This is a genomic window from Bacillus sp. FSL R5-0439 (assembly GCF_038008805.1).
Classification (GTDB): Bacteria; Bacillota; Bacilli; order Bacillales; family Bacillaceae; genus Bacillus; species Bacillus safensis.
The window spans coordinates 3651706-3675706 of record NZ_JBBOZW010000001.1; the positions used below are offsets into that span (position 1 = coordinate 3651706).

23 protein-coding genes, 4 tRNA genes and 1 other annotated feature are annotated in these 24001 nt (G+C 41.9%); of the genes, 4 read left to right on the plus strand and 23 right to left on the minus strand.

What is annotated here, in order from left to right; all coding sequences use genetic code 11:
• Positions 1-141 precede the first annotated feature (141 nt).
• Genes NST59_RS18765 through NST59_RS18780 form a run of 4 tightly spaced genes read right to left on the minus strand, consistent with a single transcriptional unit; the run spans position 142 to position 4130 of the window.
• A complete protein-coding gene (locus NST59_RS18765) occupies positions 142-972 on the minus strand; it encodes an energy-coupling factor transporter transmembrane component T family protein (RefSeq protein WP_326483561.1) in 831 nt (276 codons plus the stop codon).
• The gene (locus NST59_RS18770) at positions 963-2678 is read right to left on the minus strand and encodes an ABC transporter ATP-binding protein (protein WP_341040953.1); all 1716 of its coding nucleotides are present in this window, start codon (positions 2676-2678) and stop codon (positions 963-965) included. Before NST59_RS18770 ends, NST59_RS18765 begins: the two co-directional genes overlap by 10 nt.
• Positions 2679-2697: 19 nt before the next feature.
• On the minus strand, positions 2698-3255 hold the full coding sequence (locus NST59_RS18775; RefSeq protein ID WP_024424020.1) for an ECF-type riboflavin transporter substrate-binding protein: 558 nt from the start codon (positions 3253-3255) through the stop codon (positions 2698-2700).
• Between the two features lie 14 nt (positions 3256-3269).
• Entirely contained in the window at positions 3270-4130 is an 861-nt protein-coding gene (locus NST59_RS18780; RefSeq protein WP_024427616.1) for an SAM hydrolase/SAM-dependent halogenase family protein, read from the minus strand.
• Between the two features lie 111 nt (positions 4131-4241).
• Positions 4242-4512: a binding site (T-box leader), on the minus strand.
• Between the two features lie 192 nt (positions 4513-4704).
• On the opposite strand from NST59_RS18780, the gene NST59_RS18785 reads away from it, so the two are divergent.
• Together NST59_RS18785 and NST59_RS18790 are read left to right on the plus strand one after the other, a co-directional pair.
• Entirely contained in the window at positions 4705-5394 is a 690-nt protein-coding gene (locus tag NST59_RS18785; RefSeq protein ID WP_039182821.1) for an ABC transporter permease subunit, read from the plus strand.
• Positions 5395-6276: an ABC transporter ATP-binding protein gene (locus NST59_RS18790; RefSeq protein WP_341040956.1), complete on the plus strand. Its 882-nt coding sequence runs from the start codon at positions 5395-5397 to the stop codon at positions 6274-6276. It abuts the gene before it with no gap.
• Positions 6277-6315: 39 nt separating this feature from the next.
• Here NST59_RS18790 and NST59_RS18795 read toward each other — a convergent pair whose 3' ends face one another.
• From NST59_RS18795 to NST59_RS18845, 11 genes are all read right to left on the minus strand, one after another.
• Positions 6316-6780 (minus strand): GNAT family N-acetyltransferase, encoded by a 465-nt coding sequence (locus tag NST59_RS18795; RefSeq protein ID WP_106025382.1) that lies wholly within the window; start codon positions 6778-6780, stop codon positions 6316-6318.
• Between the two features lie 68 nt (positions 6781-6848).
• Entirely contained in the window at positions 6849-8039 is a 1191-nt protein-coding gene (locus NST59_RS18800; protein ID WP_371412197.1) for a S1C family serine protease, read from the minus strand.
• Between the two features lie 78 nt (positions 8040-8117).
• The gene (locus NST59_RS18805) at positions 8118-8912 is read right to left on the minus strand and encodes an MBL fold metallo-hydrolase (RefSeq protein ID WP_024424026.1); all 795 of its coding nucleotides are present in this window, start codon (positions 8910-8912) and stop codon (positions 8118-8120) included.
• 6 nt (positions 8913-8918) lie between these two features.
• Positions 8919-9782 (minus strand): two-component system regulatory protein YycI, encoded by an 864-nt coding sequence (locus tag NST59_RS18810; RefSeq protein WP_144489711.1) that lies wholly within the window; start codon positions 9780-9782, stop codon positions 8919-8921.
• On the minus strand, positions 9769-11148 hold the full coding sequence (gene yycH / locus NST59_RS18815) for a two-component system activity regulator YycH (protein ID WP_327842000.1): 1380 nt from the start codon (positions 11146-11148) through the stop codon (positions 9769-9771). Before yycH ends, NST59_RS18810 begins: the two co-directional genes overlap by 14 nt.
• On the minus strand, positions 11138-12976 hold the full coding sequence (gene walK / locus NST59_RS18820) for a cell wall metabolism sensor histidine kinase WalK (protein WP_024424029.1): 1839 nt from the start codon (positions 12974-12976) through the stop codon (positions 11138-11140). Before walK ends, yycH begins: the two co-directional genes overlap by 11 nt.
• Positions 12977-12983: 7 nt before the next feature.
• Complete coding sequence (gene yycF / locus NST59_RS18825; RefSeq protein ID WP_024424030.1) at positions 12984-13691, minus strand: response regulator YycF; 708 nt, start codon at positions 13689-13691, stop codon at positions 12984-12986.
• A 347-nt stretch (positions 13692-14038) separates the two neighbouring features.
• A tRNA-Phe gene (locus NST59_RS18830) sits at positions 14039-14111 on the minus strand.
• A 27-nt stretch (positions 14112-14138) separates the two neighbouring features.
• A tRNA-Asp gene (locus NST59_RS18835) sits at positions 14139-14215 on the minus strand.
• An 82-nt stretch (positions 14216-14297) separates the two neighbouring features.
• Positions 14298-14369, minus strand: a tRNA-Glu gene (locus NST59_RS18840).
• A gap of 6 nt (positions 14370-14375) precedes the next feature.
• Positions 14376-14451, minus strand: a tRNA-Lys gene (locus NST59_RS18845).
• A gap of 342 nt (positions 14452-14793) precedes the next feature.
• On the opposite strand from NST59_RS18845, the gene NST59_RS18850 reads away from it, so the two are divergent.
• Positions 14794-15318, plus strand: coding sequence for a peroxiredoxin family protein (locus NST59_RS18850; RefSeq protein ID WP_024424031.1), 525 nt, complete (start codon positions 14794-14796; stop codon positions 15316-15318).
• Between the two features lie 29 nt (positions 15319-15347).
• Here NST59_RS18850 and NST59_RS18855 read toward each other — a convergent pair whose 3' ends face one another.
• From NST59_RS18855 to NST59_RS18885, 7 genes are all read right to left on the minus strand, one after another.
• Entirely contained in the window at positions 15348-15557 is a 210-nt protein-coding gene (locus tag NST59_RS18855) for a hypothetical protein (RefSeq protein WP_047203206.1), read from the minus strand.
• A gap of 14 nt (positions 15558-15571) precedes the next feature.
• The gene (locus NST59_RS18860; RefSeq protein WP_341040962.1) at positions 15572-16705 is read right to left on the minus strand and encodes a DUF418 domain-containing protein; all 1134 of its coding nucleotides are present in this window, start codon (positions 16703-16705) and stop codon (positions 15572-15574) included.
• Positions 16706-16841: 136 nt separating this feature from the next.
• On the minus strand, positions 16842-18131 hold the full coding sequence (locus tag NST59_RS18865) for an adenylosuccinate synthase (protein ID WP_024424032.1): 1290 nt from the start codon (positions 18129-18131) through the stop codon (positions 16842-16844).
• A 253-nt stretch (positions 18132-18384) separates the two neighbouring features.
• Entirely contained in the window at positions 18385-18798 is a 414-nt protein-coding gene (locus NST59_RS18870) for a VOC family protein (protein ID WP_039182849.1), read from the minus strand.
• Positions 18799-18927: 129 nt separating this feature from the next.
• Entirely contained in the window at positions 18928-20292 is a 1365-nt protein-coding gene (gene dnaB, locus NST59_RS18875; protein ID WP_024424034.1) for a replicative DNA helicase, read from the minus strand.
• Between the two features lie 220 nt (positions 20293-20512).
• Positions 20513-21469 (minus strand): DUF4885 family protein, encoded by a 957-nt coding sequence (locus NST59_RS18880; RefSeq protein ID WP_144493771.1) that lies wholly within the window; start codon positions 21467-21469, stop codon positions 20513-20515.
• Entirely contained in the window at positions 21466-22410 is a 945-nt protein-coding gene (locus NST59_RS18885; protein WP_126682575.1) for a DUF4885 family protein, read from the minus strand. Before NST59_RS18885 ends, NST59_RS18880 begins: the two co-directional genes overlap by 4 nt.
• A 110-nt stretch (positions 22411-22520) precedes the next feature.
• Here NST59_RS18885 and NST59_RS18890 point away from each other — a divergent pair, with 110 nt between their 5' ends.
• Positions 22521-23378 (plus strand): hypothetical protein, encoded by an 858-nt coding sequence (locus tag NST59_RS18890; protein ID WP_126682576.1) that lies wholly within the window; start codon positions 22521-22523, stop codon positions 23376-23378.
• Between the two features lie 118 nt (positions 23379-23496).
• On the opposite strand, the gene NST59_RS18895 is transcribed toward NST59_RS18890, so the two are convergent.
• Positions 23497-23715 carry a hypothetical protein gene (locus NST59_RS18895; protein ID WP_059376728.1) on the minus strand — a complete coding sequence of 73 codons (219 nt, stop codon included), beginning with the start codon at positions 23713-23715 and terminating at the stop codon, positions 23497-23499.
• Positions 23716-24001 lie beyond the last annotated feature (286 nt).

Genomic DNA, 24001 nt, shown 5'->3' on the forward strand with positions numbered 1-24001 from the left:
AGGTTGTCTCGTTATTCACAAGTGTTTCGCTCATTGTTCAATATAACCGATTTATTCACATGTTAATAGTCTTTTACCATTTTCCACACCTTTTATCCACAAACCAAATAAAAAAGCCTCCACTCCTGTGAAGGCTTCTTTCTATAGAAACGGATTATAAAATCTCGTTCCTCTAACAAATGTAATCACTAACGAAACAATCAGTACCACACCAACAAATATGAGCGCCACATAATCTGCTTTTTGAAAGTCTTTCGCCGTAAACCATGTACGCTTTTTATGTTTCCCAAACCCCCGCAGCTCCATTGCATTGCTGATCGTCTCTATCCGCTCTAGACTGGAAAAAATCAGCGGCATCACAATCGACAGCGCATTTTTGATCCGTTTTCCCAGCTTTTCATTCTTCGATAAATCAATGCCTCTTGCTTGCTGAGAAATCGCGATCGTGCGAAAATCCCGCTGAATATCTGGAATATAGCGCAAGGCAATCGCTACCGCATAGGAAATCCGGTAGCTGACCCCAATTCTGCTGAGCGATGAGGCGAATTCACTTGGATTTGTTGTCACAATAAATAAAAGCGCTGCTGGCATCACGGTCACGTATTTTAGCGTAATGTTCAACTGATAGAAAAGTTGTTCAAGTGTGACGTTGTACCAGCCGGCAATATGAAACAGCTCATGCTTTGCTCCGTAGATGGCGACACCTTGCTGAGGCGCAAAGATGTAAATGGCGATGTTATTAATCACTAGGAAAATCGCCAGGACGATCACCACGAAGGAAATATCACGAAATCGTACGTTTGATAGCTGAAAGAATACGATACTGGCGGCTAACATAAACACTAAAACGCCTGTATCATACGTGAGCATCGCTGCGGAAGACCAGAGGATAAAGCAAATGAGTTTGGTTGCACCTGTCAGCCGGTGAATCGGCGACGGGCGATCGATATAGGACAGCATGTCTACAGCCATGTCATTCGTTCCTTTCTGTCAATCTCAATGAAGCGATCCACGAGTTCATTTGGATTCGGCCAATCAGCTTTCAGCGCCAGTTCATACAGCGAAGTTTCCTTTAAGCTCGCCTTTTGGACAAGCAGCTGATCTGTCAGTACTTTGGCTGGTGTATCATCTGCGATTTTTTCTCCATCTGAAATGACAATGGTTCTTGTTGTGTATTCTAGCATTAAGTGCATATCATGGGTGATCATGAAAATCGTGACACCCTGCTGATTTAATTGCTCTAAAAACGTCATCATCTCTGTGTAATGTTTAAAGTCCTGTCCTGCGGTTGGTTCATCTAGGATGAGGATTTCTGGCTCTAATACAAGAATTGACGCAATGGTGACGCGTTTTTTCTGTCCAAAGCTGAGCGCTGAGACCGGCCAGTTCCGAAATGGATACAGCCCACACACTTTCAGGACCCGCTCCACCCGTTCTTTGATGTCTTCTTCCTTTACGCCTCTTAAAACGAGACCGAGTGCGACTTCATCAAAGATCATTTGTTTTGAAATCATTTGATTTGGGTTTTGCATGACGACGCCGATTCGTTCGGAGCGCTGCTTGATCGTATCTCCTGTGATGTCATCACCATTTAAAAGAATTGAGCCTTTCATTGGCTTTTCAAATGCACAAAGCACCTTAGATAATGTTGTCTTGCCTGCACCATTGGCTCCTGCGATGCTGATCATTTCTCCTTTTTTGACGGTAAAAGAGATGTTGCTCAGCGTGTTTGGTCTTGTTGGATAATCATAGCTCAGATCGCGCACTTCTAGTAAATCCTGTGCTGCAATCTGCTCTACTGATGGTTCAGATGCTTCCATCCATTGCTCGATTTTCTCTTTTGCTTCGTCGTTTAGAGTGAGACGCTGTAAATCAGCGATCTGATCCCCCGGTGCAACCGGAATGCCTGCGTATTTCATCGCCTTTACATATAAAGGCTCACGCAAATACGCCGCTTCTAATACGTTTGAGGCGAGCAATTCATCTGGTGTCATATCCGCTACAATCGTTCCTTCATTGACAACGATGATGCGGTCCACATGACGGAAGAGGACGTCCTCTAATCGGTGCTCAACCATCACAATGGTTTTTTTCGTTTGTTTTTGCAGCCGGTCAATGAGGTCGATGACTTCTTTACCTGTTGCGGGATCAAGGCTTGCAAGTGGTTCATCAAACAGTAAAATGTCGACATCGTTGACCAGTACGCCTGCAATGGCGACACGTTGTTTTTGTCCGCCTGACAGCTCATGCACGGACGATGCCAGCTTGCCGTCTACCTCTGTTAATCTTGCTGCTTCCTCGACGCGTGTTTTCATTTCTTCACGTGTGACTTGATCATTTTCAAGCGTAAACGCAATGTCTTCTCCAACGGTGAGCCCAATAAATTGTCCATCAGGGTCCTGAAGCACCGTTCCGACAAGCTGTGAGAGGGAGAAAATGTTCTCTTTCTCTGCATTTTTCCCGCCGATGTGAAGACTTCCTTCCATAGAACCTTTATAAGACGCAGGAACTAGCCCATTGATACAATGGGCTAGTGTGCTTTTTCCCGATCCAGACGGGCCTGCGATGAGAACTTTTTCTCCTTCATAGATGGTCAGGTTGATATCCTTTAATGTTGGTTCTGCCTGACTGCGATACTTGAATCCGAAATGTTCGAATTGAATCATCGGTTTCTTCATTTATGTGTTCCACCTTGCTTCATGATGTTTCTTTCGATAGGCTGCCGCTTTTGCTTCTCGTTTTTGCATAGGCTGCAATGATGATGGTTCCTAATACACCAACTGTGATGATGTTTGAAATCCCTGCCACGATGCCTTGAACAAATACTTTGTTCGCAGGTTCTGCATAGATCACAATGTCGAGCACAGGAGCAATGATAAACCAGCCTAATGCCTGTGCGCCTGCTTGTACGGCGTTGAAGAGCGTGATTTTCTTCCAGCCGAAGTCTCCCTCTTCTACTTTTAAACGGTTAGAAATAAAGCCGATCAATAAACCAACGACACCCGAAACAATAATCCAGCTCCACCAAGGGCCAAATGTGGTCGCATCTTTAATGAGATGGCCAATAAAACCAATCAATGCGCCTGCAACAGGACCAAATAGCACGGCCATTAATGCAAGGAAAGCGTATGAGGTTTCAATTTGTGTATTCGGAATTCCAGTTGGAATGGAGACAAATCGTCCTAAAATCACAAAGACGGCTGCGCCAATTCCAATAGCAACGACAGTTTTCGTTGAAAGTTGTTTTCCTGCCATGATGTATCCTCCTCTTATTCGTATATAATGCGCGGAGCTTTGCGAATCGAAAGGCGCCAGCCTGTGCCTGTACCGATGTTATAAGCCTTTGCAAATGACCCTTGATTGATCGCCACGCCTAAATGGTCTAGTGAATTGACATATACGAGTGGTTCGCCTACCTTTAAGTCGGCAAAAGATCGTCCATAGGTCATGATATTTTTATACACATTTTTCGGCCCGTTGGCAATGGTAACTTCTATTGCATCCCCATAATTAATTGAAAGCTGTTCAAATAGCGTGTGATGAATGTTTGTCCATAGGTTTCCGAATCTCACATCTAAAATATCAATCGTCCCTGTAATCACATCTTCTTCCGCATATGCCTGTACGACTGGAAGATGGATAATATCATCAATATTCGCCTTTGGCCCAACCTCTTCAAAAGAAATGACACCTGATGCAATTCTTGCTCCTGTATAAGCGTAAATATCTCTCCCATGGAATGTATGTGATTTTCCCGACTTTGGCAGCCGGTTAATGGTTTCATCTAAATAACGGGCTTCCACAATGCCAATATCCTGCGCGACGTGCGTGAGTGTCCCGTTATCTGGGGTAATGATATAGTGTGAGCTTGTCGTTTTGACAACAAGACTTTTTCTCTCTGACCCAACACCTGGGTCAACGACGGAAACGAATACCGTCTCTTCTGGCCAGTATGTGACGGTTTGAAGCAGGCGATAAGAAGCTTCCCAAATGTCATACTGCGGAATATTGTGTGTTAAATCAAAAATGCGGATGCTGCTGCTGACCGTATTTGCCACTCCGTACATTGCACTGACAGCTCCATCATCAATGCCGAAATCTGATTGTAAAACCAATGCATGTTCACTCATGTCAATCTCCCTTTCATTTGAAAAAATGGATGTGGTGTTTCACGTGGAACATTTGAACAATTGTATGAAAAAAAGTGGACAATAAAAAATACCCCATCCTTATCTTTGAATCATAAGGACGAGGTATTTGTCTCGTGGTACCACCTTTATTTACTGTTTGCTCGCGCTAAACAGCCTCTACAAGTACAAAGCTCCAATCTGGCTCATATACTGTGGTTTTGATAACGAGTACCAACTCTCGTCGTCACCTACTAATATCATAGATATGTTCAGCACGAGGCTCAGAGACCATTTTTCGAATCATTATTTTTGCTTCTTTTCAGCTGCCGAAGCTCTCTGTGGAAAAATTGATGATTGTACTTTCTCTCGTCATTGCCTGTATAATTATCTTGAATTAAAGCTATCATACATGATGTTTTTTCATAAATCAAGATATTTTTCTGAACATTTTTAAAAATGAGTCAACTGGTGCTGGAAGAGTCTTCTTTTTATGAAATTTAAACAAATGTTAAAGAGCAAGATATGGTGTCTTTCTATTCTAGGGGTATAATAAAGGTGAAGGGAGGTACAGCGTGTGTGGACCATCTGTATGAATGAGTTTAAGCAGCTCTTCAAAAGCACAAAATCTATTTTAACAATTGTTATTATTTTCATTTTATCTACTTTTGTTTCAAGTCTTCCATTTATCGCTGCTCATCAGGAACAATGGGAACTGGCAAAGGATCCTTATTCTATTGGGAATGAACTGGTGATTTCTTTATTTGGTTTTTTCCTTATTTTTTTGTTGTCTCATGATATTTTAAGCCGCGAAATTCATTTGAAAACCATTCGTTTTCTCGTCAGTAAAACAACCCGTTTGAACATCATCATCGGGAAATATCTTGGACTGATGCTGTTTTGGCTTAGCTGTATTATGACGACATATGTACTGAATATGGTGATCTCACACCGTTTTCTGTTCTCTGATGCGTTAAAAATCTTAACATTTATCAGTGTCGGTATCTCATGTGCTTTATTTTTGTCCATGCTCTTTCCAACACCGCAGAAATCAATGTTTGTCGGCATGTTATTTTCCTTTCTTTTCCCAATCGTCAGTATGATTTCTGTTCTTTCTTCAGAACGAATGATTCATTGGTTCCAATATATGACGCCTTATTATTATGCGCGCTGGAGTGAACCGCTGACCTACGTCCTAATGAACACGGCATTGACCGTTATCTTACTCATTGGAACTGCACTGCTGTTTCAAAGGAGGGATGTGTAGATGCTTCATACAAAAGGGCTCACAAAAAAATATCGTACAAAAGTCGCAATAAATGATATTAATCTTGATGTCAATCAAGGCGATATCTTCGGACTCATTGGACCAAAGGGATCTGGTAAGACGACGTTTTTCAATATTATTACCGGAATCTCCCGCCCTACCTCTGGTACGTTTACAGTGATGAATAAGCCTTCGCTAAAAAAAGTGAGGCAGCATATCGGTGTTCTGCCTGAATATACGGATTTATATGAAGGTCTTACGGCTCTTGAGCATATTGCTTACTTATCAAAAATCACCGGAACACGCCAGAAGACGAGTAATTATGAAGAACTGCTCGAATTTGTCGGCTTACATCATGATCATCAGGAGAAGGTCGGTGCCTTCACACCTGGTATGAAAAAGCGGCTTGGAATGGCGCAGGCCATTGCCCATCAGCCGGAATTTATTTTACTCGACGAGCCTTTTGCCGATATTGATGCAGATTCGATTTTCCACATTCAGCGGGTCATTGAAGCATTAAAGGATGAAGGAAAAACCGTCTTTTTAACAGCTGACCGCCCAAGGTTCACCAATAGTATTTGTACCAAAACTGCATTCATTTCTGAAGGAAAATTAGTGTCCCCACATACTCATCCTCAAGAGAAAACCATCACATCCTCAAACATACGTGCAACCTTCAAGCATGCATGGATTGATGATGAGGTGAAACCTGTTCTCACGCAGTACCTACAAACTGTCGGAACAGATCTTGTGATCAGTGATGACGAGACCTCATTGTTAATTCGTTCAGAAGCTCAAGTTCCAGCGATCATTCGCGCTTTCGTGAAGTGTAAAGTCGATTTATACAGAGTCACGGCTCAGGATGCCATGATGTCCTCATAAAAAAGTACCGTACGCTTTCTGCACGGTACTTCTTCTTTTTTATAAAGATTTACTCATATAGATCCCAGTTTCTGCAAATCCCGTTTTTTCGTACAGCGAACGGGCGATTTGATTGTGAGCAAAGACATGGAGCGAGAGTTTTTGCACACCTAATGACTTTGCCTCCTTTTCTAATGCAGCAATAGCCTGCTTTGCAAAGCCTTTTCCTCGATAAGCTTCAAACAAAATAAAGTTATAAATAAATCCTTCGTGCTGCGGGTGATTCGGGTCATAGCAAAGCCAAACCCAGCCAATCGCTTCATCTCCGTTTAAGAAATTCCATAGCTCATGATGCTCTGTCTGAAGTCCTTCTGGAAGAAGCCTGTCAAATTGTTCTTCTGCGTTCGCAAGTGATTCTTCCTTTTCCCATGTTCCTGCGAGTACCTTTTCTTCCGCGTACCGCTGAATGGCCTTCTTTATCAATACATCGTAATCGGTTTGTGACATCCGTTGTAGTGTAACCAATCGTACAACCCCCTTTTCTTCATCATATGTCAGTCATGCCAAAAAAACCAGTCCCTTACTGGAACTGGTTAGCTGCCATATCGGTCGGTTTGAGAAAGTTTAATCTCTGCTGATTTTTTCTTCCCGCTTCGGTAAAATTGCACTCTTACCTTATCGCCGACCTTCTTTTGATATAAGTATTTACGAAGATCTACGATATTCTGTACACTTTTGCCATCAAAGGAGGTCACGACATCCAGCTCTTTTAGTCCCGCTTTTCCTGCTGGAGATAAAGGCTCAACACTCATGACAACAACCCCAGATGTGACCTTGGATGGCAGTTTCAATGTTTCCTGCCAGTGGTAACTCGCAATATCCGCTAATGATTTCATGCCGACGCCAAGATACGGACGCTTCACCTCTCCATAGCGCTCTAAATCCTCTATGACAGGGATCACCAAATTCGCTGGAATAGATAGCCCGATTCCTTCTACCTCTGATTCAGCAATCTTCATTGAGTTAATGCCGATCACCTTTCCATCCATATTGATCAAGGCACCACCGCTGTTTCCAGGATTGATGGCGGCGTCTGTTTGCAGTACTTCTGCATTCCAATCCGTTTGTCCGTCTCCATTTGAGTCGACAGGGATCGCTCGCTCCGTGCCCGAAATGACCCCTTGTGTGACAGAGCCTGCGAATTCAAGCCCTAATGGATTTCCAATGGCGATGACTGGCTCACCCGGCTTCACATGATCTGAGTTACCGAAGGCTGCCGTTTTCTTGATTTTATCACTTTTGACAGTGAGAACTGCTAAATCCATGAGCTGATCACTGCCGACAAGATTGGCACCAATTCTTGTCCCATCATGGAGGCTCACTTCAAGCTGGTTGGCGCCTTTGATGACGTGATGGTTTGTCACAATATAAAACGTGTCACCCTTTTTTTTATAAATCACACCTGACCCGCTGCCTGCTTCTCCGCCTTCCTCCCAAAAGCTCGATTTTTGAATATTAATGACGCCGACTACCGTATCTGACATATTAGACACCACTTTCGTGACAGCATCATTGACGTTTACATTCACAGTTTTTAAAGGGCCCTGAGATGTTTGTCCATCACCATTTTGCTGCCATCCAAAGGGACTGCCGCTCTGTCCAGATACATAGGGGAAAAAGAATCCCATTAAAAAAGCTCCTACCAATACACCGATCAAACCAGAAAGAAAATATCCTTTTCTGCTTCGTCTCGGCTTCCACTCTACATCGCGATAATCCACTATGTTTCCTTCCTTTCAGTGAATAGATGATGTATATAGTGTTGGTAAGAAGCTCTTATCTTAATCATACGATTATAAAAATCATACGGCGCAAAGCGGGGTTGCTTTTTTCGGGTCCGTATCAAATAAATCAAAGCCGTCCCCAACAACAAAGCCTTTCATTTCAAGCGTCTGCTGGACCGCCATACGGGCTAAATCCTTCATGTTGTTGTCTTGACTCAAGTGAGCCAAATAAATGCGTGAGGTGGCATCTCCAATGACATCTGTCATCGCAAGAGCCGCATCTTCATTTGATACATGTCCGACATCGCTCAGGATTCTACGCTTAATGCTCCATGGGTATCGGCCCATTTGTAGCATACCGACATCATGATTGCTCTCAAACACAAACGTATTGGCTGACTTAATAATGCCTTTCATGCGGTCACTCACATAGCCGGTATCTGTCATGAGCGCAAGTTTGCGCCCTCCATAATGGAATACGTAAAACATAGGCTCTGCCGCATCGTGTGAGACGCCAAATGACTCGACATCAAGACCGCCAAAGGATTGAACGGTCTCCATATCAAAATGGAATTTCTGCTCTGTATCAATTTTTCCGATATGAGATTCCATCGCCTTCCATGTTTTCGCATTTGCATAGACAGGAAGCTTGTACTTTCTTGCCATGACACCAAGCCCTTTAATATGATCGGAGTGCTCGTGTGTCACAAAAATGCCGTCCAAGTCTTCAGGCTTGCGGTCGATTTGGCCAAGCAGCTCGACCATCTGTTTGCCGCTTAAACCAGCATCGACCAAAAAGGCATGCTCGTCTGTTTCTAAATAAAAAGCGTTCCCCGTACTTCCGCTCGCTAGTACACTGAACTGCAAGCTCATGTTCTCTCACTCCATTGAAGATTTGTCATCTTTCTCTATATGATCAAGTGTTGAGCCATCGATGGCATTGATCAAATATTCTTCCTCTGTCTTTTTCTTTGAACCTGCTGATACGCCTTCAAGCTCCACACGCCATACAGGAACCATGACTTGCGTGCTTGCCCCCGGGTATTGCGTATAGTAACCAAGCTCTACCTTTTTCACGGTCGTGTTTTGACTCAGCATATTTTGCGTATATAAGTCCTTCACGGTTTCAAGTGCTGGGACAAGGGTTTCTTTTCTCACTTCATTAATCGACGTCACCATTGACTGCTGATAAGAGACAACTTCGTTTTGATCGTTGAGATCTAAGGTGATTTTACCGATGGTTTCGGTGTCATCAAGGCCTTCTTGGAAGATGTATTTCCCTTTATACGTTTGGAAAAAGACGATTTCCCCTGTCTCTTCATCTATATTCCACAGCTTATAATTCTTCCCATCCAGCAATCGCTGGTTCACAAGGTTCGTCGCCGCTGTTTTGATATCCTTTTTCGGCAAGGCAACTGGTTTGTTGAAGGTCATTTCAAGCAGCGTGACAGGATCATCTTTGTCTGATTTCGGGAATGTGCTTTTCGCCTTTTGATCAGCTAATCCGTCGACATCCTTTTTCGTATATTGCTTCTTTTCAGCTGTAATGCGGTATCCAATCTTCGCTTCATCTGATAGATTGCCATATTTAATCCCGTCTGCCTTCATTTCTTCCAGCGTATCCGTTTTTTCGATAATCGCAAAATGATCGGTTGACCGTTTTTCAAAGTATTGAAAACCTAGAAAGATATCGAGAACGAGAAAGGCTAGGATAAAGATCGTTTTGGTCTTATTCCACTCCATGATTCTCGCTCCCCTCTGTCAAAAGATCATTCGATAGAATCACGGTTTTGCCGTTATACTTCATACACCATACAGGCTCCAGCCAGACAAACATCGCTTGATCTTGATCTGATGAAGTTGAAGCAGCTTGATATGCAGGGAAAATCTGTTCAATTTTCTCCAGATCATCATATTTCGTCTGCTTGATGATCAAGTCCTTCAGCTCTGTCCCGTTCATCAGCTTGACCTGTTCACTTTGACTCGCTTTATTGCCAAGAATATAATTTGGACGCTTGTAATTCAAAATGTCATCATTCGCCCATTGGACTTCAAGGGAGGTCATCCCAAATGGATGCTTTGTACTGTTCACAATCGGCAGACCGTCCATAAACATATTAAAGGACAGCTGCTGGTTGCTGTTGATGCCAAAGTATTGGTAGTCATCAGTAAAGCTTCCCGTATCATTGAAATATTTCACGCTTCGCTTGATCAAATCCCCCGTTTGGAAAACAGTGCTGGAATTGATATTGCGATGCTGATATTGAATGCGGTGGTCTTTTTGATTGGCTTCAAGGCGGCTTGTGCCATCTGTGTATACCGTCCGGTTTAAATTAGATTCCTCACCGACAAGACTCGGGTCCGTAAACAAAGCGTCTTTGAACTTGTTTGTCTTAATCGTTTCGATAAAGAACATTTTCGCTTCAAGCTGCTTTTGCTTTCTCGGAAGAAGGAAATCTCGTTTAGAATTCGTAGAAAATGTATAAAGATCATAGCGCGGCATCTCGTTTTGAGCGGCAGCGATACTGTCCATTAGATTACGGTAGTTGGCGGACTCAATTGTCAGCTCAAGCACCGTTTCCTTGCTGTATGAGACCAAGTACACTTTCTTATTGGCCTTATCCTGCTGAGCGAACGGCACGATCATCCGATCAAACGAGTTGTATTCAATGGACTTGTTCGGCCATTTAAAAAGCGCTTGGAAAATATCAATCGGAATCGGATCATTGAACACAAGATCCAATGTCTTTCCTTGCCCTTCGCGTCCATAGAAGAAATTCTTAAATTTCTGCTCGGAATATTGATCCGACACATCATTAATCTCTTTGACATCCCAAAGGCTCACATCATTCCAAAAGTTTTGAAAGAGTTCCTTTTGATCTACTTTAAAATGCTCCCCATTTGAATGGATAAACATCTCGCGCGGCTTCACGACATCAATGAGACTTCTAGGCTCGTCGCTTGAAATCTTCTTCGTTTCCACGACCTGTGTGCCTGTATCTGCCTGATCCTGCATGACGGGCTGGAACATCCAGATATTCCACGTAAATACAAGACTGATCGCAATTAGGATTGTCAATATTATGGTTTTAAAGGTCTCACGCTTCATCCCAATCATCCTCTTGTTCTTCATTGTACGGAAGGGTAAAGGTCACCGTTGTCCCTTTTCCTTCAATGCTGTCAGCCCAAATATCTCCGCCATGAGCCTGAACCATTTCTTTTGCAATCGCAAGACCTAGGCCGGTTCCGCCAAGCTTTCTTGTTCTTGCTTTATCCACTCGATAAAAACGTTCAAAGATTTTATCCATATCCTTCTTCGGAATACCGATTCCTTCATCTTTCACGCTGAATAACACAAGGCCTTTCTCCTCATCCAGATCGACGGTAAACGTGATGTGTCCACCCTCTGGTGAGTATTTCATGGCATTGGAAATGATATTATCGAGCACCTGTGTAATTTTATCTTGATCGATTTCCACATATACTTCACGCTGCGGCAGGTTGCGGATAAAATCGACATGCTGCTCCTTCGTCATCTCAAAACGATCAATGACGAGCGAGATAAACCTGATAAAGTTCGTCCACTCACGGTTGAATTGATAATCCTTGCTGTCGAACTTAGACAGCTGCAGCAGGTCATTGACAAGCCGGATCATGCGCTCAGTTTCATTTTGTGTGACACTAAGGAATCTTGGCGCAAGCTCCTTATCACCAATCGCCCCTTCAGCCAGCGCCTCAAGGTAGCTTCGCATCGTCGTCAGCGGTGTGCGCAGCTCATGCGATACGTTCGCGACGAATTCACGGCGCTCAGCATCAATTTTCTCCTGCTCAGTGACATCATAAATGACCGCAATTAAGCCATCAATTTTCCCATGCTCTTTCTGAATAACGGAGAAATTAACACGCAATACAGACAGCTGGTCTTCTCGTTCAATTTCGATCAGCATGGAGTCTTGATTTTCGACTAAATCTTCAAATGTATGAGTTTCCTCTAAGCCGAGCAAGGACGTAATCGGCATCTCTAGTGCTGTTTCACGTGAAACATTTAACAGCTCTAATGCAGGGCTGTTTAATAGAATAATTGCACCGTTTTGATTCGTTGCGATGACGCCGTCCGTCATATAGGCAATAACAGAAGAAAGCTTTTTCCGCTCACCCTCCGTCATCAGCTGAGCTTCCTCCAGCTCTCTCGTCAGATGGTTAAAGGTTGTCGCAAGCTGCCCAATCTCATCATGCCCATACTTCCGGACCTTCCTGGAGAAGTTCCCTTTGGCAAGCTCGATCGCTTGCTTTCTCATATCTGAAATAGGATGAGTGATCGTTCTGAAGATGAAGATACCAAGTAGAGCAGTCGTCCCAAGTGCAATCAGTGTCCCAGTCGCCAAAATGGTGTTAATGGTTCGCATTTGGTTAAACACACTTTCCATTGAAGACACAACATAAATCACACCAACGGTCTCTTGGTTCTCATTTTTTACGGCTGTCGCAGAAATACGTACCCTTTTATTTGATTCAGGGTCATAGAATTTTTTCTCATAGTCTTTGCCAACCGCGAAAATACGGCTAATGATTTGATCAGTGATTTTCTTGCCGGCAATCTCTTGGCTGCCGTTATTGACAGAGGCAATAACCTCTCTGCTTTCGTCAATATAGCTGACTTCAGAGATTTCATTAGACTCATCTTTGTTGTTAAAATCGTTTAATATCTTTTGAGCATCCTCTTTTAATTCTGCCTTGCTTTTCGATGAATCTTGTTCTAGGTAATACGATAACGAGTAGATTCGCTGATTCAAGGAATTATCATATGAATTAATTAAGGACTGCTCTAGCTGCTTCACAAAGTACACGCCAATGATCTGCATGGCGACGATGATCAGCAGCACGTAAATCAAGGTCAATTTGAAGTGAATCGAGCGAAAAAAACCTACTTTACTCATAAGAATCTTAGTCCTGCTCTGGGTTTCTTAAATAGTAGCCGACGCCTCGTCTTGTCACGATCCAGCTCGGATGGCTAGGGTTGTCTTCAATCTTTTCACGAAGACGGCGGACTGTAACGTCTACTGTACGGACATCTCCGAAGTAATCGTAGCCCCATACGGTTTGCAGCAAGTGCTCACGTGTCATGACTTGTCCGATATGTTTCGCTAAGTAATGAAGCAGTTCGAACTCACGGTGCGTCAATTCAATCGTTTCCTCACGCTTAGACACCACATACGCATCTGGATAAATGACGAGTGATCCAACCTCAATATCATTTGATTCAGATTCTTCCTCTGTCTGCGGAGCAGCAGTTTGTCTTCTCAAATTCGCTTTTACACGGGCAAGCAGTTCACGCGTGCTGAAAGGCTTCGTCACATAATCATCTGCGCCAAGCTCAAGGCCGATGACTTTATCAATTTCAGAGTCTTTTGCTGTCAGCATGATAATGGGCATGTCGTATTTCTTTCTCACTTCACGGCATACTTCAACACCATCTTTATTCGGCAGCATAATGTCGAGCAGAATAATGTCCGGCTTAATTTCTTCTACCATTTCAAGGGCTTCGTTTCCATCATATGCACAATGAACCTCATAGCCCTCTTTCCTTAAATTAAATTCCAATATATCAGCAATCGGTTTTTCATCATCTACGACAAGAATCTTTTTTTCCATTGTGATTTCCTCCTGCATTTTTAGCATCTATGTCATTCCATTTTGCATGTATCATTACGCCTTTTCCGTTTACAAAAAAAAGGCTCACTGTCTATTATAACGTTTTACGAGGCAAAGATAAAAATAATAACGGCTTTCTTTTCTAGTAAACGTTGGATAGAAAGGCGCCGCTCAAAAAAATTGATGACTTTTTCCTTTTTTATTGAAACTTTTCCAATCACCAGCCGTCTATATAGATGTAACGTCTTCTTCTTATGGAGCCGGGCCCTACCTAGGTCCGGCTTCTCCCTTTTTATGCCTTCTTTTCATAATAAAAACGCACCTGCGATTGCAGATGCGTTTGGAAGTGGCTCGGGACGGAATCGAACCGCCGACACACGGATTTTCAGTCCGTTGCTCTACCAACTGAGCTACCGAGCCATCATCAAAAAGATGAATATGTATAAATGGCGGTCCGGACGGGACTCGAACCCGCGACCTCCTGCGTGACAGGCAGGCATTCTAACCAACTGAACTACCGGACCTCAGTAACTTGCCCGAAAAAGCAATCGTGGTGCTCCTTCAAGCAAGTGAGGAAAAAATTAGCTTAACGCTAAAGTAAATCAATGACCCGTACGGGATTCGAACCCGTGTTACCGCCGTGAAAGGGCGGTGTCTTAACCGCTTGACCAACGGGCCAATACATGGTGAGCCATGAAGGACTCGAACCTTCGACCCTCTGATTAAAAGTCAGATGCTCTACCAACTGAGCTAATGGCTCTCGGTTTGTGAAAAGTAAATCTGAAGAAGTTGTATTGCGTCAAACCAATCGCTTTAAAAAAGCTGGAACATCGCATCCTAACAAGTTTCAGAGACCTTTGCAACAACGAGATTTATAATATCATAGAATAATTACATATGGCAATACGTTTTTCGACATTTTTTTAAAAAAAGTGTCGGATATCAAATCTCCTTTCAAAGGCTCCACTTCTGCAACCGCCTTCATTTTACACGTCTTTTCGAATAATCTCTGCCTATTCAAACACATAGACACGTTTCAGGCCGCTCAAAAATGGCTATACATGAAACAAGTGACATTGTCATTGAAAAAGGAGGAAGCAGTATGAGTTCATTCAAATTAGGAGATAAAATGCCCAACTTTTCACTTCCAACAATACAGGGCGATCACATTGATTTCGACAAACATTTAGAGGAGCATCAAAGCTGGCACCTGATCGTTTTCTTTAGAGGATCTTGGTGTCCGGTATGTGTAGAAGAATTAAAAGAGCTCGAACAGCAGCAGTCCTATTTTCAGGACAAGGATATTCACTTGATGGCGATTTCAACCGATAACCCTGATGACTTGAAGGCATTTGCGGATAAAGAGGGACTGTCCTTCCCGATCATGTATGACCATGACCTCACGTCATTAAAAGCATATGAAGTCCACTATCACGGGGAAGATGCCCCATATGAAGACCACGGGGTGCACGGTGAACCAGCCTATTTCTTATTAAATGAAAAAGGGCAAGTGCTCTATCAGCAAAGACAAACAAGTCCGTTTGGCAGACCGCATGCCAACGAACTACGCAAAATCATCCAATACATCCGCAAAAACTTAAAAGGCCAATATAAAAGCCTGAAGTAAGAAAAAAGCCCTCGTGATGAGGGCTTTTTTTATGAATGTTTTTTGTTAAATAGCCAGTCAGCGGAGAAAAAAACAAGGAGTCCCGCCATTAAAATGACAAAAGTAACCGGTGGCCTGTCACCTTGGAAATACGCGTACAACGCATGCCCTCCTAATGCCAGAAGATAAAAGACAAATGCCGGCACAGCCGCTTTATGTGCATTCGCTTGTTCTCTTTTCGTCATTTTTTTAAAAAACATATTGTCTATCCCCTTTATGATGCTTTTTTCATCGTCACCCTGCGAAGGGCCCGTGAACGGATATATTCCATTGGTCCAATTCTCCAAACCTTTAGGCAAACTGCTGAAATCGCGATTTGCAGAAGTGAAATTAACAGCCATGCCAATACAATAAGGGGCGCATTGATTTGACCGCCAAGACCCAATCCCCAGCTATAAAAAAGAATGGAGCAGATGACATTTTGCAGGATGTAGCAGCTAAGCGCCATTTTCCCTACATATTCAAACCAATTCCACATGAACCATGACTCCGTGCGTGCGAGGAGCTTCGCAATGACAGCTATATAGAAAATAGAGAGGAATGGTGAAAAGGCGTAGCGCACCACAAATTCCACTAGATCGTTTGGAACGAAGACTAGTGCATTCAGCGGCAGACCAACCCACAGTCCGATTCGGAACAATATTTTCCGGAGAGATTGTCCGCGTTCGTTTGCATAAAATACACCGGCTCTCATCATCCGCACACCTAATAAAAACAGAAATGTGTTCATTGGAATGATAAAGATCGCTTCTTCTCGGTACATGAAAAAGTATTGTAACCGTTCTTGAACCTGCGAAATCCATGTCTCTGGCAGCTGCTCTTCCAGCACCGGTTCACCGTTTTGATCATCGGCCGCTGACTCCATTTCTGAGAGGGAGTACACCATCAAACATGACATGACGAGTAGATGAATCACACCTGAGAATATCATGCCCTTTTTGATACGCCTGCTGCCTCCCCGTACAATGTAAGCCACAAGTAGCCCAGTAACGGCATAACTCATAAGCACATCATATTCCATCACGAGCGCAAAATGGACAAAGCCTTCGATAAATAAAAATAAAAGAATCCATAAATAAGTGCCCGGCCAAGGCGTGTTTTTCCTTTTTGCCTGCTGGTATTTCAGCTCCAATCCAACACCAAACATGATCGTGAGCAGCGAGAGCATTTTTCCATAAACGAACATGGAGACAATGCTTTCAAGAAAACTGCCATTTTCATATTCATCCGCAATCTGATCTGTCGCAAAGGTATCCCCTGTGTACGCAAAAAACCAGACGTTCGTTCCCAATGTGCCTAGTATGGCAAAACCTCGTAAAATATCTAATAATCGTATTCTTTCTTTCACTAGAACGCTCCTTCCCTCTATACAGTTATCATATTTTGGTAATGACCGGAAGTCCGCTCTACTGAAATTAAGGAATATTTAAACAAAAAAACACCAGTAAAATGCGAGATTTTACTGGTGTCTCATCAATCTATTCTTATGGACGGTACACGCTGCGGACAACGTTCGTTTGTGAACGATCTGGTCCGACTGAGAAAATGGAAAGTGGAATACCTGTTAATTGTGAAATGCGTTCTAAATAATGGCGGGCATTTGCAGGCAGTTCACTTAAGTTCTTCACACCTGTAATATCCTCTGTCCATCCAGGCATTTCTTCGTAGACAGGCTCACATTTCGCTAATTCATTTAGGCTTGCTGGGAATTCCTCTGTGATTTCTCCGTTCAATTTATAAGCAACACAGATTTTCAACTTTTCAATCCCTGTTAGTACATCAATTGAGTTAAGAGATAAATCTGTAATTCCGCTCACACGGCGTGCATGACGGACAACAACGCTGTCAAACCAACCGACACGGCGCGGACGTCCAGTTGTCGTACCGTATTCACGGCCAACCTCACGAATTTGATCGCCAATTTCATCATGGAGTTCTGTCGGGAATGGGCCATCTCCAACACGTGTTGTGTACGCTTTTGACACGCCGACCACATGTTGAATTTTTGTTGGTCCTACACCAGAACCAATCGTCACTCCTCCAGCTACTGGGTTAGATGACGTCACAAATGGGTATGTCCCTTGATCGATATCAAGCATGACCCCTTGTGCTCCTTCAAATAGCACGCGGCGGCCTTCATCTAGTGCATCATTCAGAACAACAGATGTGTCCACGACATATTTTTTCACTTGCTGGCCATATTCATAATACTCGTCTAAAATATCTTCAATTTTGAAGCCTTCTGTGTCGTACATTTTCTCTAAAAGACGATTTTTCTCTTCTAGATTACGTGCAAGCTTCTCTTCAAATACTTCACGATCTAATAGATCTGCGACACGGATACCGACGCGGGCTGCTTTGTCCATATAAGCTGGTCCGATTCCTTTTTTCGTCGTGCCGATCTTGTTAGCCCCTTTCCGCTCCTCTTCTACCTCGTCCAATTTTAAATGATAAGGCAGAATAACATGGGCTCTATTGCTGATTCTGAGGTTATCTGTACTCACATTCCGTTCGTGAAGATACGCAAGCTCAGTGACCAACGCTTTAGGATCAACCACCATTCCATTACCGATGACACAAGTTTTCTCTTTATAAAAAATACCGGATGGAATGAGGTGTAGCTTGTATGTCACTCCATCAAATTTGATCGTGTGACCTGCATTGTTTCCCCCTTGATAACGGGCAATCACCTCTGCATTTTCTGAAAGGAAATCGGTAATTTTCCCTTTCCCTTCGTCACCCCACTGCGTACCTACTACGACTACTGAAGACATATCGTGCACCTCCGTTAACCTTTCAAAACGTTATCTCTTTCAAACACATTTATTTTATCAATGCACACCGAAAAAGTCAACGCGAAATCCGAACATTAATATCTCGAAATCAAATTTTGTTCGCTTTAAATATAAAGAAAAGCGCTTTAATCACTTCTTTAGCGCTTGGAAATGGAGATTTTGAGAAAAAACAACTTTTTATCGTGTCCACTGTTCATCAACATAAAAAAGACCCCACCAATAGGAGTCTTTTTTAAACCGGTGTAATACCATCTGTATTCATCAGCACAACCCGGTACCCATCTGGGTCTTCAATGGTTGCTCCTCCCCGGTCCCAGTATGGATTCGTTGAGATGACATGCCGTCCGCCAAATGAAATCAATCTCTCCTTCATTTGCTGAAATTCCTCTTCATCCGGAATATAGAAAACAAGCAGCTGTTCTGGATGCGGGACGGGCAGACTTTCTTCTTCTTCATGTTTGGTGATTTCTAAATGAACATGCTGGTGAGGTAGCCCGAGCATCACACCATCGTACCCTTCATGCTGATCAAATGAGCCTATTCGTTTGAGCCCTAAGCCTTCTTCATAAAAGGAAACAACCTCTTTCATGTTGACGGTTGGGCGTGCGATACGTAATTGAGCGGCTTCAAACTGTTGAAATTTCATCAGTCTTCACTCCTTTTCTCCTTTTAGTATACGCGCTCTCTTTTTCTCTCTCCTCCTCATATTGACTGTTTTTTCAATCATTCTTTCGATGTAGATAATCAAAAAAAGCCCAGCTTCTTGAGCTGGGCTTTAAGCACCGGGCGGAACACCCGCATCATCAAATCTTCTTTCCAGGTTGACGAATTTGTTATATTCTTTGACGAACGCCAGTGATACTGTACCAACTGGACCGTTACGCTGTTTGGCAATAATGATTTCGATAATGTTCTTATTCTCTGATTCTTTGTCATAGTAATCATCACGATAAAGGAATGCCACGATATCGGCATCCTGCTCGATACTTCCTGATTCACGAATATCAGACATCATCGGACGTTTGTCCTGACGCTGCTCTACCCCACGGGAAAGCTGAGACAAAGCAATAACCGGAACTTCAAGCTCCCTTGCAAGCGATTTTAAGGCCCTTGAGATTTCAGAAACCTCTTGCTGACGGTTATCGCTTGATCGTCCGCTTCCTTGAATGAGCTGCAAGTAGTCAATCAGAATCATACCAAGACCATTTTCTTGCTTCAAGCGGCGGCATTTCGAGCGAATTTCACTTACTCGGATTCCAGGTGTATCGTCAATGAAAATCCCGCTGTTTGACAGCGAGCCCATCGCCATTGTCAGCTTGCCCCAGTCCTCTTCTGTCAGATTACCGGTTCTTAAGTTCTGTGCATTGATATTCCCCTCTGCACACAGCATACGCATAACGAGCTGCTCCGCACCCATCTCTAAACTAAAGATGGCGACACTTTCGTCCGTTTTGGTCGCGACATTTTGGGCAATGTTCAATGCGAAGGCGGTTTTCCCTACTGATGGACGAGCCGCTACAATGATTAAATCATTTCGCTGGAATCCAGCTGTCATCCGGTCAAGCTCAGAGAAACCCGTTGGAATCCCTGTGATATCGCCTTTGCGGTTATGAAGCTGTTCAATATTATCGTATGTTTGAACAAGAACGTCCTTAATGTTTTGAAAGGCTCCTGAGTTTTTACGCTGAGCCACTTCCATGATGGTCTTTTCAGCATCACTCAACAGGTCTTCTACTTCATCCTCACGCGTGTACCCATCCTGTGCAATGGTTGTCGCCGTACGGATCAGACGTCTTAAAATGGATTTCTCTTCTACAATTTTTGCATAGTATTCAATGTTTGCGGCCGTTGGGACCGAGTTCGCAATATCGGTTAAATACGAAATCCCGCCTACCTCTTCTAGTAAATCTGTATTGGCAAGCTCAGATGTCACCGTGACAAGATCGACCGGTTCTCCTCTATCGCCAAGTATAAGCATCGCATTGTAAATCTTTTGATGCGACATTCTATAGAAATCCTCTGGAATTAATACCTCAGAAGCGAGCGTTAGCGCAGATGGTTCTAAAAAAACAGCACCTAATACGGCCTGCTCGGCTTCTATATTTTGCGGCGGCAGCCGGTCATCGAGAAGTTCCGTCATGCCAAGCACCGTCCTTTCATAAAAAAATACGCTACTCATCATTTTAACATTTTCATCAATAAAAAAGTGAAAAACATCGACTATAGTCAAAATTACCATGAGGATGTTTCGTTGAACAGCGAAACAACGCACTTCAATAGAAAAGACTCTGTAACATAAATTGTTATAGAGTCCTTTATTAACGGTATCTAGTTTTGTACCTGTCGTCGTCCACGTTTTGTTAATCTATCGTTTTCTTAACCCCATAATTCTCTTTTTGTCCAATGTCTTGTAAAGAGCCATTTTGATAACCAATAGATAGCACCAAATCGGGAATAGAATCAAACCCGTTTTTCGCTAGGTCAAATAGTTGTGCACCATAATGTGAAGCAGCAATGCGTGCATTTTCAGCTGTGTATGGATTTTTCAGGAGTTCTTCTTTGTATAGATCAAAAATATTCGTTCCTTTATCCGTTACAAATTGACCGTTTACAATGCTTAAATCTTTTAAATTGTAGCCTGTCACCGTTTTGATTTGATTGACAAGATGGAACTTTGCTAGAGAATCAGGTGTGAATTGAGTAGAATCATCATTTTTGCTTTTCATAATATGGAAAAATAGTTCTCTTGTATTGTTAGTTGTATTTAATAGGTCTTCTATTTGTTTCATCAGCGATTCTTCTTTTGAACCACTTACCACTAATTTAAAATTGTTCGGGTCAATAGTAAAGGTTAAATTCGTGTTTTTAGGAATGGTTATACCGTTTTTAGAGAATAAATCTTGTAATTGTTCGTTCACTTTTTGACGATTGAGTATTTTCTTTTCTACACTTTCTTGTGTAGGATCGTACCGTTTTTCATTACGGAAGATGGCGTCATTAAAGTCATATTGACCTCCTTTTCCAGAATTAGCCCAGCCAATCTCCATCGTATAAGCAGCTTCTCTCTCTACTTTAGTTAGATCACTCCTGAAATAAGGAGAGCGTGGATTTCGATACTTATCGTGTATATGACTATGAGGATTTTTGAAACGTTTATTTTGTTCATTTATTTTTTGGTATTTTTCATCTAGTATTTTCATCCGTCTATCAGCTTCGGTCATCACCTCATTTGTACTTTTAATAGCTGAATGGCTATTGAAGTCCGAAAGGTTCTGCTTATTTAGAACGGCTGTCGTGTTAGATGTATTTATCTTCACTTTGATACTCCGTAATTCACCTTTTGTCCAATGTCATATAAGGAGCCGTTTTGGTAACCAATAGATAGCACCAAATCGGGAATAGAGTCAAACCCATTTTTGGCTAGATCAAAGAGCTGTGCACCATAATGTGAAGCAGCAATACGTGCATTTTCAGCTGTGTATGGATTTTTTAGGAGTTCTTCTTTGTATAGATCAAAAATATTCGCTCCGTTATCCGTTACAAATTGACCGTTTACAATGCTTAAATCTTTTAAATTGTAGCCTGTCACCGTTTTGATTTGATTGACAAGATGGAACTTTGCCAGAGAATCAGGTGTGAATTGAGTAGAATCATCATTTCTGCTTTTCATAATATGGAAAAATAGTTCTCTTGTATTGTTGGTTGTATTTAATAGGTCTTCTATTTGTTTCATCAGCGATTCGTCTGTTGATCCACTCACCACTAATTTGAAATTATTTGGATCAATGGTAAAAGTTAAATTTGTGTTTTTAGGAATGGTTATACCGTTTTTAGAGAATAAATCTTGTAATTGTTCGTTCACCTTTTGACGATTGAGTATTTTCTTTTCTACACTTTCTTGCGTAGGATCGTACCGTTTTTCATTACGGAAGATGGCGTCATTAAAGTCATATTGACCTCCTTTATTATTCCTTGCCCAACTCATTTCCATAATGTAAGCAGCTTCTCTTTCCGTTTTTGTTAAATCACTTCTGAAATAAGAAGAATAAGGGTTTCTATACTTATTATATATATGGTCTTGAGGATCTTTGAATCGTTTATTTTGTTCATTTATTTTTTCGTATTTTTCATCTAATATTTTCATCCGTCTATCAGATTCGGTCATCACCTCATTTGTACTTTTAATAGCTGATTGATCTTTAGAGTCGATTCGGTTCTGATTGTTTGAAGGTATCGTATATGACGTATTGATATTCATTTTGATTCTCCTTTTTTAAAAAAATTAGTGATTATTAAATATATCGGCAATTCAGTTAAAATTTGTTAGTTTTGATCCGATATAGTAATTATTACAAGGAGGGTTAAAATATGACAAATACTATCTTCAAACGTTTTTTATTACCTGCATTATTATTAGTGCTTTTTACTAGTTTTTTTGCACCTCATTCAGCAGAAGCAGCTATTACGGGGAATAACAGTCCTAACACAGCAAGCTCAATGGGATATTGGAAATATAGTCGTCCAGATACGACAATCTTACCTGAAGGTGAAAATGAAGCGTATTATCAGTTTACGATCAATAAAGGTGAAAGAGTTTATGTCAGAAGTTCGTATAATAAGCAATATACAGGGATGAATATCGAGGTGTATAATTCTAAATATTCTAGGACAGGGTCCGAAGTTATTAATCCTGATTCAGTAACGCCTTTTATTTTTGCTAATACTGGTGACGTGACTTCAACTTCAGAAACTTATTTTGTGAAAGTGACCCGTGGTACATATACAGGGAATATGTACTTTACTGTTTCCATTCAAGATCGTATTAAATCTGGGAATGGGACATTCAATTTTTCGGGGACTGCTACTAACTTGGGGAATTCTTCTTTAAATTTTTTAGGAGTTGATTCTTCAGTCATTACAATGGATTTAACTAATAATTCCACAGTTCCTAAACGTGCTGTAGTTAAATCGATTTCGACAACTAGTACCCAAACACCCAACCAAGGGAATGTCACTCACAAACTGATGGCTAGTGAAAGTAATATTTGGTACACATCACTTGTTTCATCTGCAACAAGTGGTTCTTACCGTATTTCTCTGGATGATCAATTAAAAGTCGCGCAAAAATGGAGCTTTAAGTACAACGCAAAGGCTACAGCGAGATCTACTATGAGCAATGTCAAAGCCGATATTCGTTACGAATATGATGTCACAGATGGATTTTAATTGAATGGTGTTTGCAGAAAAAAAGTAAGGGGACATCCCTTACTTTTTTAATTGCCGCATTTTTGATGCTATATGATCTTTTGCCACTCTTAAAACAGCACCGTCCTTTCATAAGAAATTATTGGGGTTTTTGCTTGAGGGCGTGTTGAAAGAGGAGGATGGTGATCATATCGGTGGCCCGCTGGTATAAATCCCATTGTTCATAGGCCGCAAATGACATCCGTATTTCATGTAATGACTGTTTCATTTCATGATATTCTTCCACTGTAAATGTATTTGTCAGTTTGAGCTGATTTTCATGCAGTTTTAGCCTCAGCTTTCCTAATGAAGTTTTCATTCTGCCCACATTCCCTTCGATCTTGTCTTCCTTAGAAAATTGTATATGAATTTACGTATAATATTGAAGAAGTTGTGAGATATGATCACCAGCTTTTCGAAAAATTCTCCTCTTTTTTCCTAAAAATACAAGAAGGTCTATAGACTTATTTTTCCTCAAAATGATTTCAAGAAGAAAAACCTATATATATTCCTGAATCAAACAGAAGAAAATGGTAAATATCCCGAGACGGTCAAGGTCTTTTGGCATTTCTCCTCTTTTTAAATGACTCAGTCCGGCATTTCCT

Coding starts and splice junctions, on each gene's coding strand:
- NST59_RS18765 (WP_326483561.1), bottom strand. CDS start 972: ATGGCTGTAGACATGCTGTCCTATATCGATCGCCCGTCGCCGATTCAC.
- NST59_RS18770 (WP_341040953.1), bottom strand. CDS start 2,678: ATGAAGAAACCGATGATTCAATTCGAACATTTCGGATTCAAGTATCGC.
- NST59_RS18775 (WP_024424020.1), bottom strand. CDS start 3,255: ATGGCAGGAAAACAACTTTCAACGAAAACTGTCGTTGCTATTGGAATT.
- NST59_RS18780 (WP_024427616.1), bottom strand. CDS start 4,130: ATGAGTGAACATGCATTGGTTTTACAATCAGATTTCGGCATTGATGAT.
- NST59_RS18790 (WP_341040956.1), top strand. CDS start 5,395: ATGCTTCATACAAAAGGGCTCACAAAAAAATATCGTACAAAAGTCGCA.
- NST59_RS18805 (WP_024424026.1), bottom strand. CDS start 8,912: ATGAGCTTGCAGTTCAGTGTACTAGCGAGCGGAAGTACGGGGAACGCT.
- NST59_RS18810 (WP_144489711.1), bottom strand. CDS start 9,782: ATGGAGTGGAATAAGACCAAAACGATCTTTATCCTAGCCTTTCTCGTT.
- yycH (WP_327842000.1), bottom strand. CDS start 11,148: ATGAAGCGTGAGACCTTTAAAACCATAATATTGACAATCCTAATTGCG.
- walK (WP_024424029.1), bottom strand. CDS start 12,976: ATGAGTAAAGTAGGTTTTTTTCGCTCGATTCACTTCAAATTGACCTTG.
- yycF (WP_024424030.1), bottom strand. CDS start 13,691: ATGGAAAAAAAGATTCTTGTCGTAGATGATGAAAAACCGATTGCTGAT.
- NST59_RS18850 (WP_024424031.1), top strand. CDS start 14,794: ATGAGTTCATTCAAATTAGGAGATAAAATGCCCAACTTTTCACTTCCA.
- NST59_RS18855 (WP_047203206.1), bottom strand. CDS start 15,557: ATGTTTTTTAAAAAAATGACGAAAAGAGAACAAGCGAATGCACATAAA.
- NST59_RS18865 (WP_024424032.1), bottom strand. CDS start 18,131: ATGTCTTCAGTAGTCGTAGTAGGTACGCAGTGGGGTGACGAAGGGAAA.
- NST59_RS18870 (WP_039182849.1), bottom strand. CDS start 18,798: ATGAAATTTCAACAGTTTGAAGCCGCTCAATTACGTATCGCACGCCCA.
- dnaB (WP_024424034.1), bottom strand. CDS start 20,292: ATGACGGAACTTCTCGATGACCGGCTGCCGCCGCAAAATATAGAAGCC.
- NST59_RS18885 (WP_126682575.1), bottom strand. CDS start 22,410: ATGAATATCAATACGTCATATACGATACCTTCAAACAATCAGAACCGA.
- NST59_RS18890 (WP_126682576.1), top strand. CDS start 22,521: ATGACAAATACTATCTTCAAACGTTTTTTATTACCTGCATTATTATTA.
- NST59_RS18895 (WP_059376728.1), bottom strand. CDS start 23,715: ATGAAAACTTCATTAGGAAAGCTGAGGCTAAAACTGCATGAAAATCAG.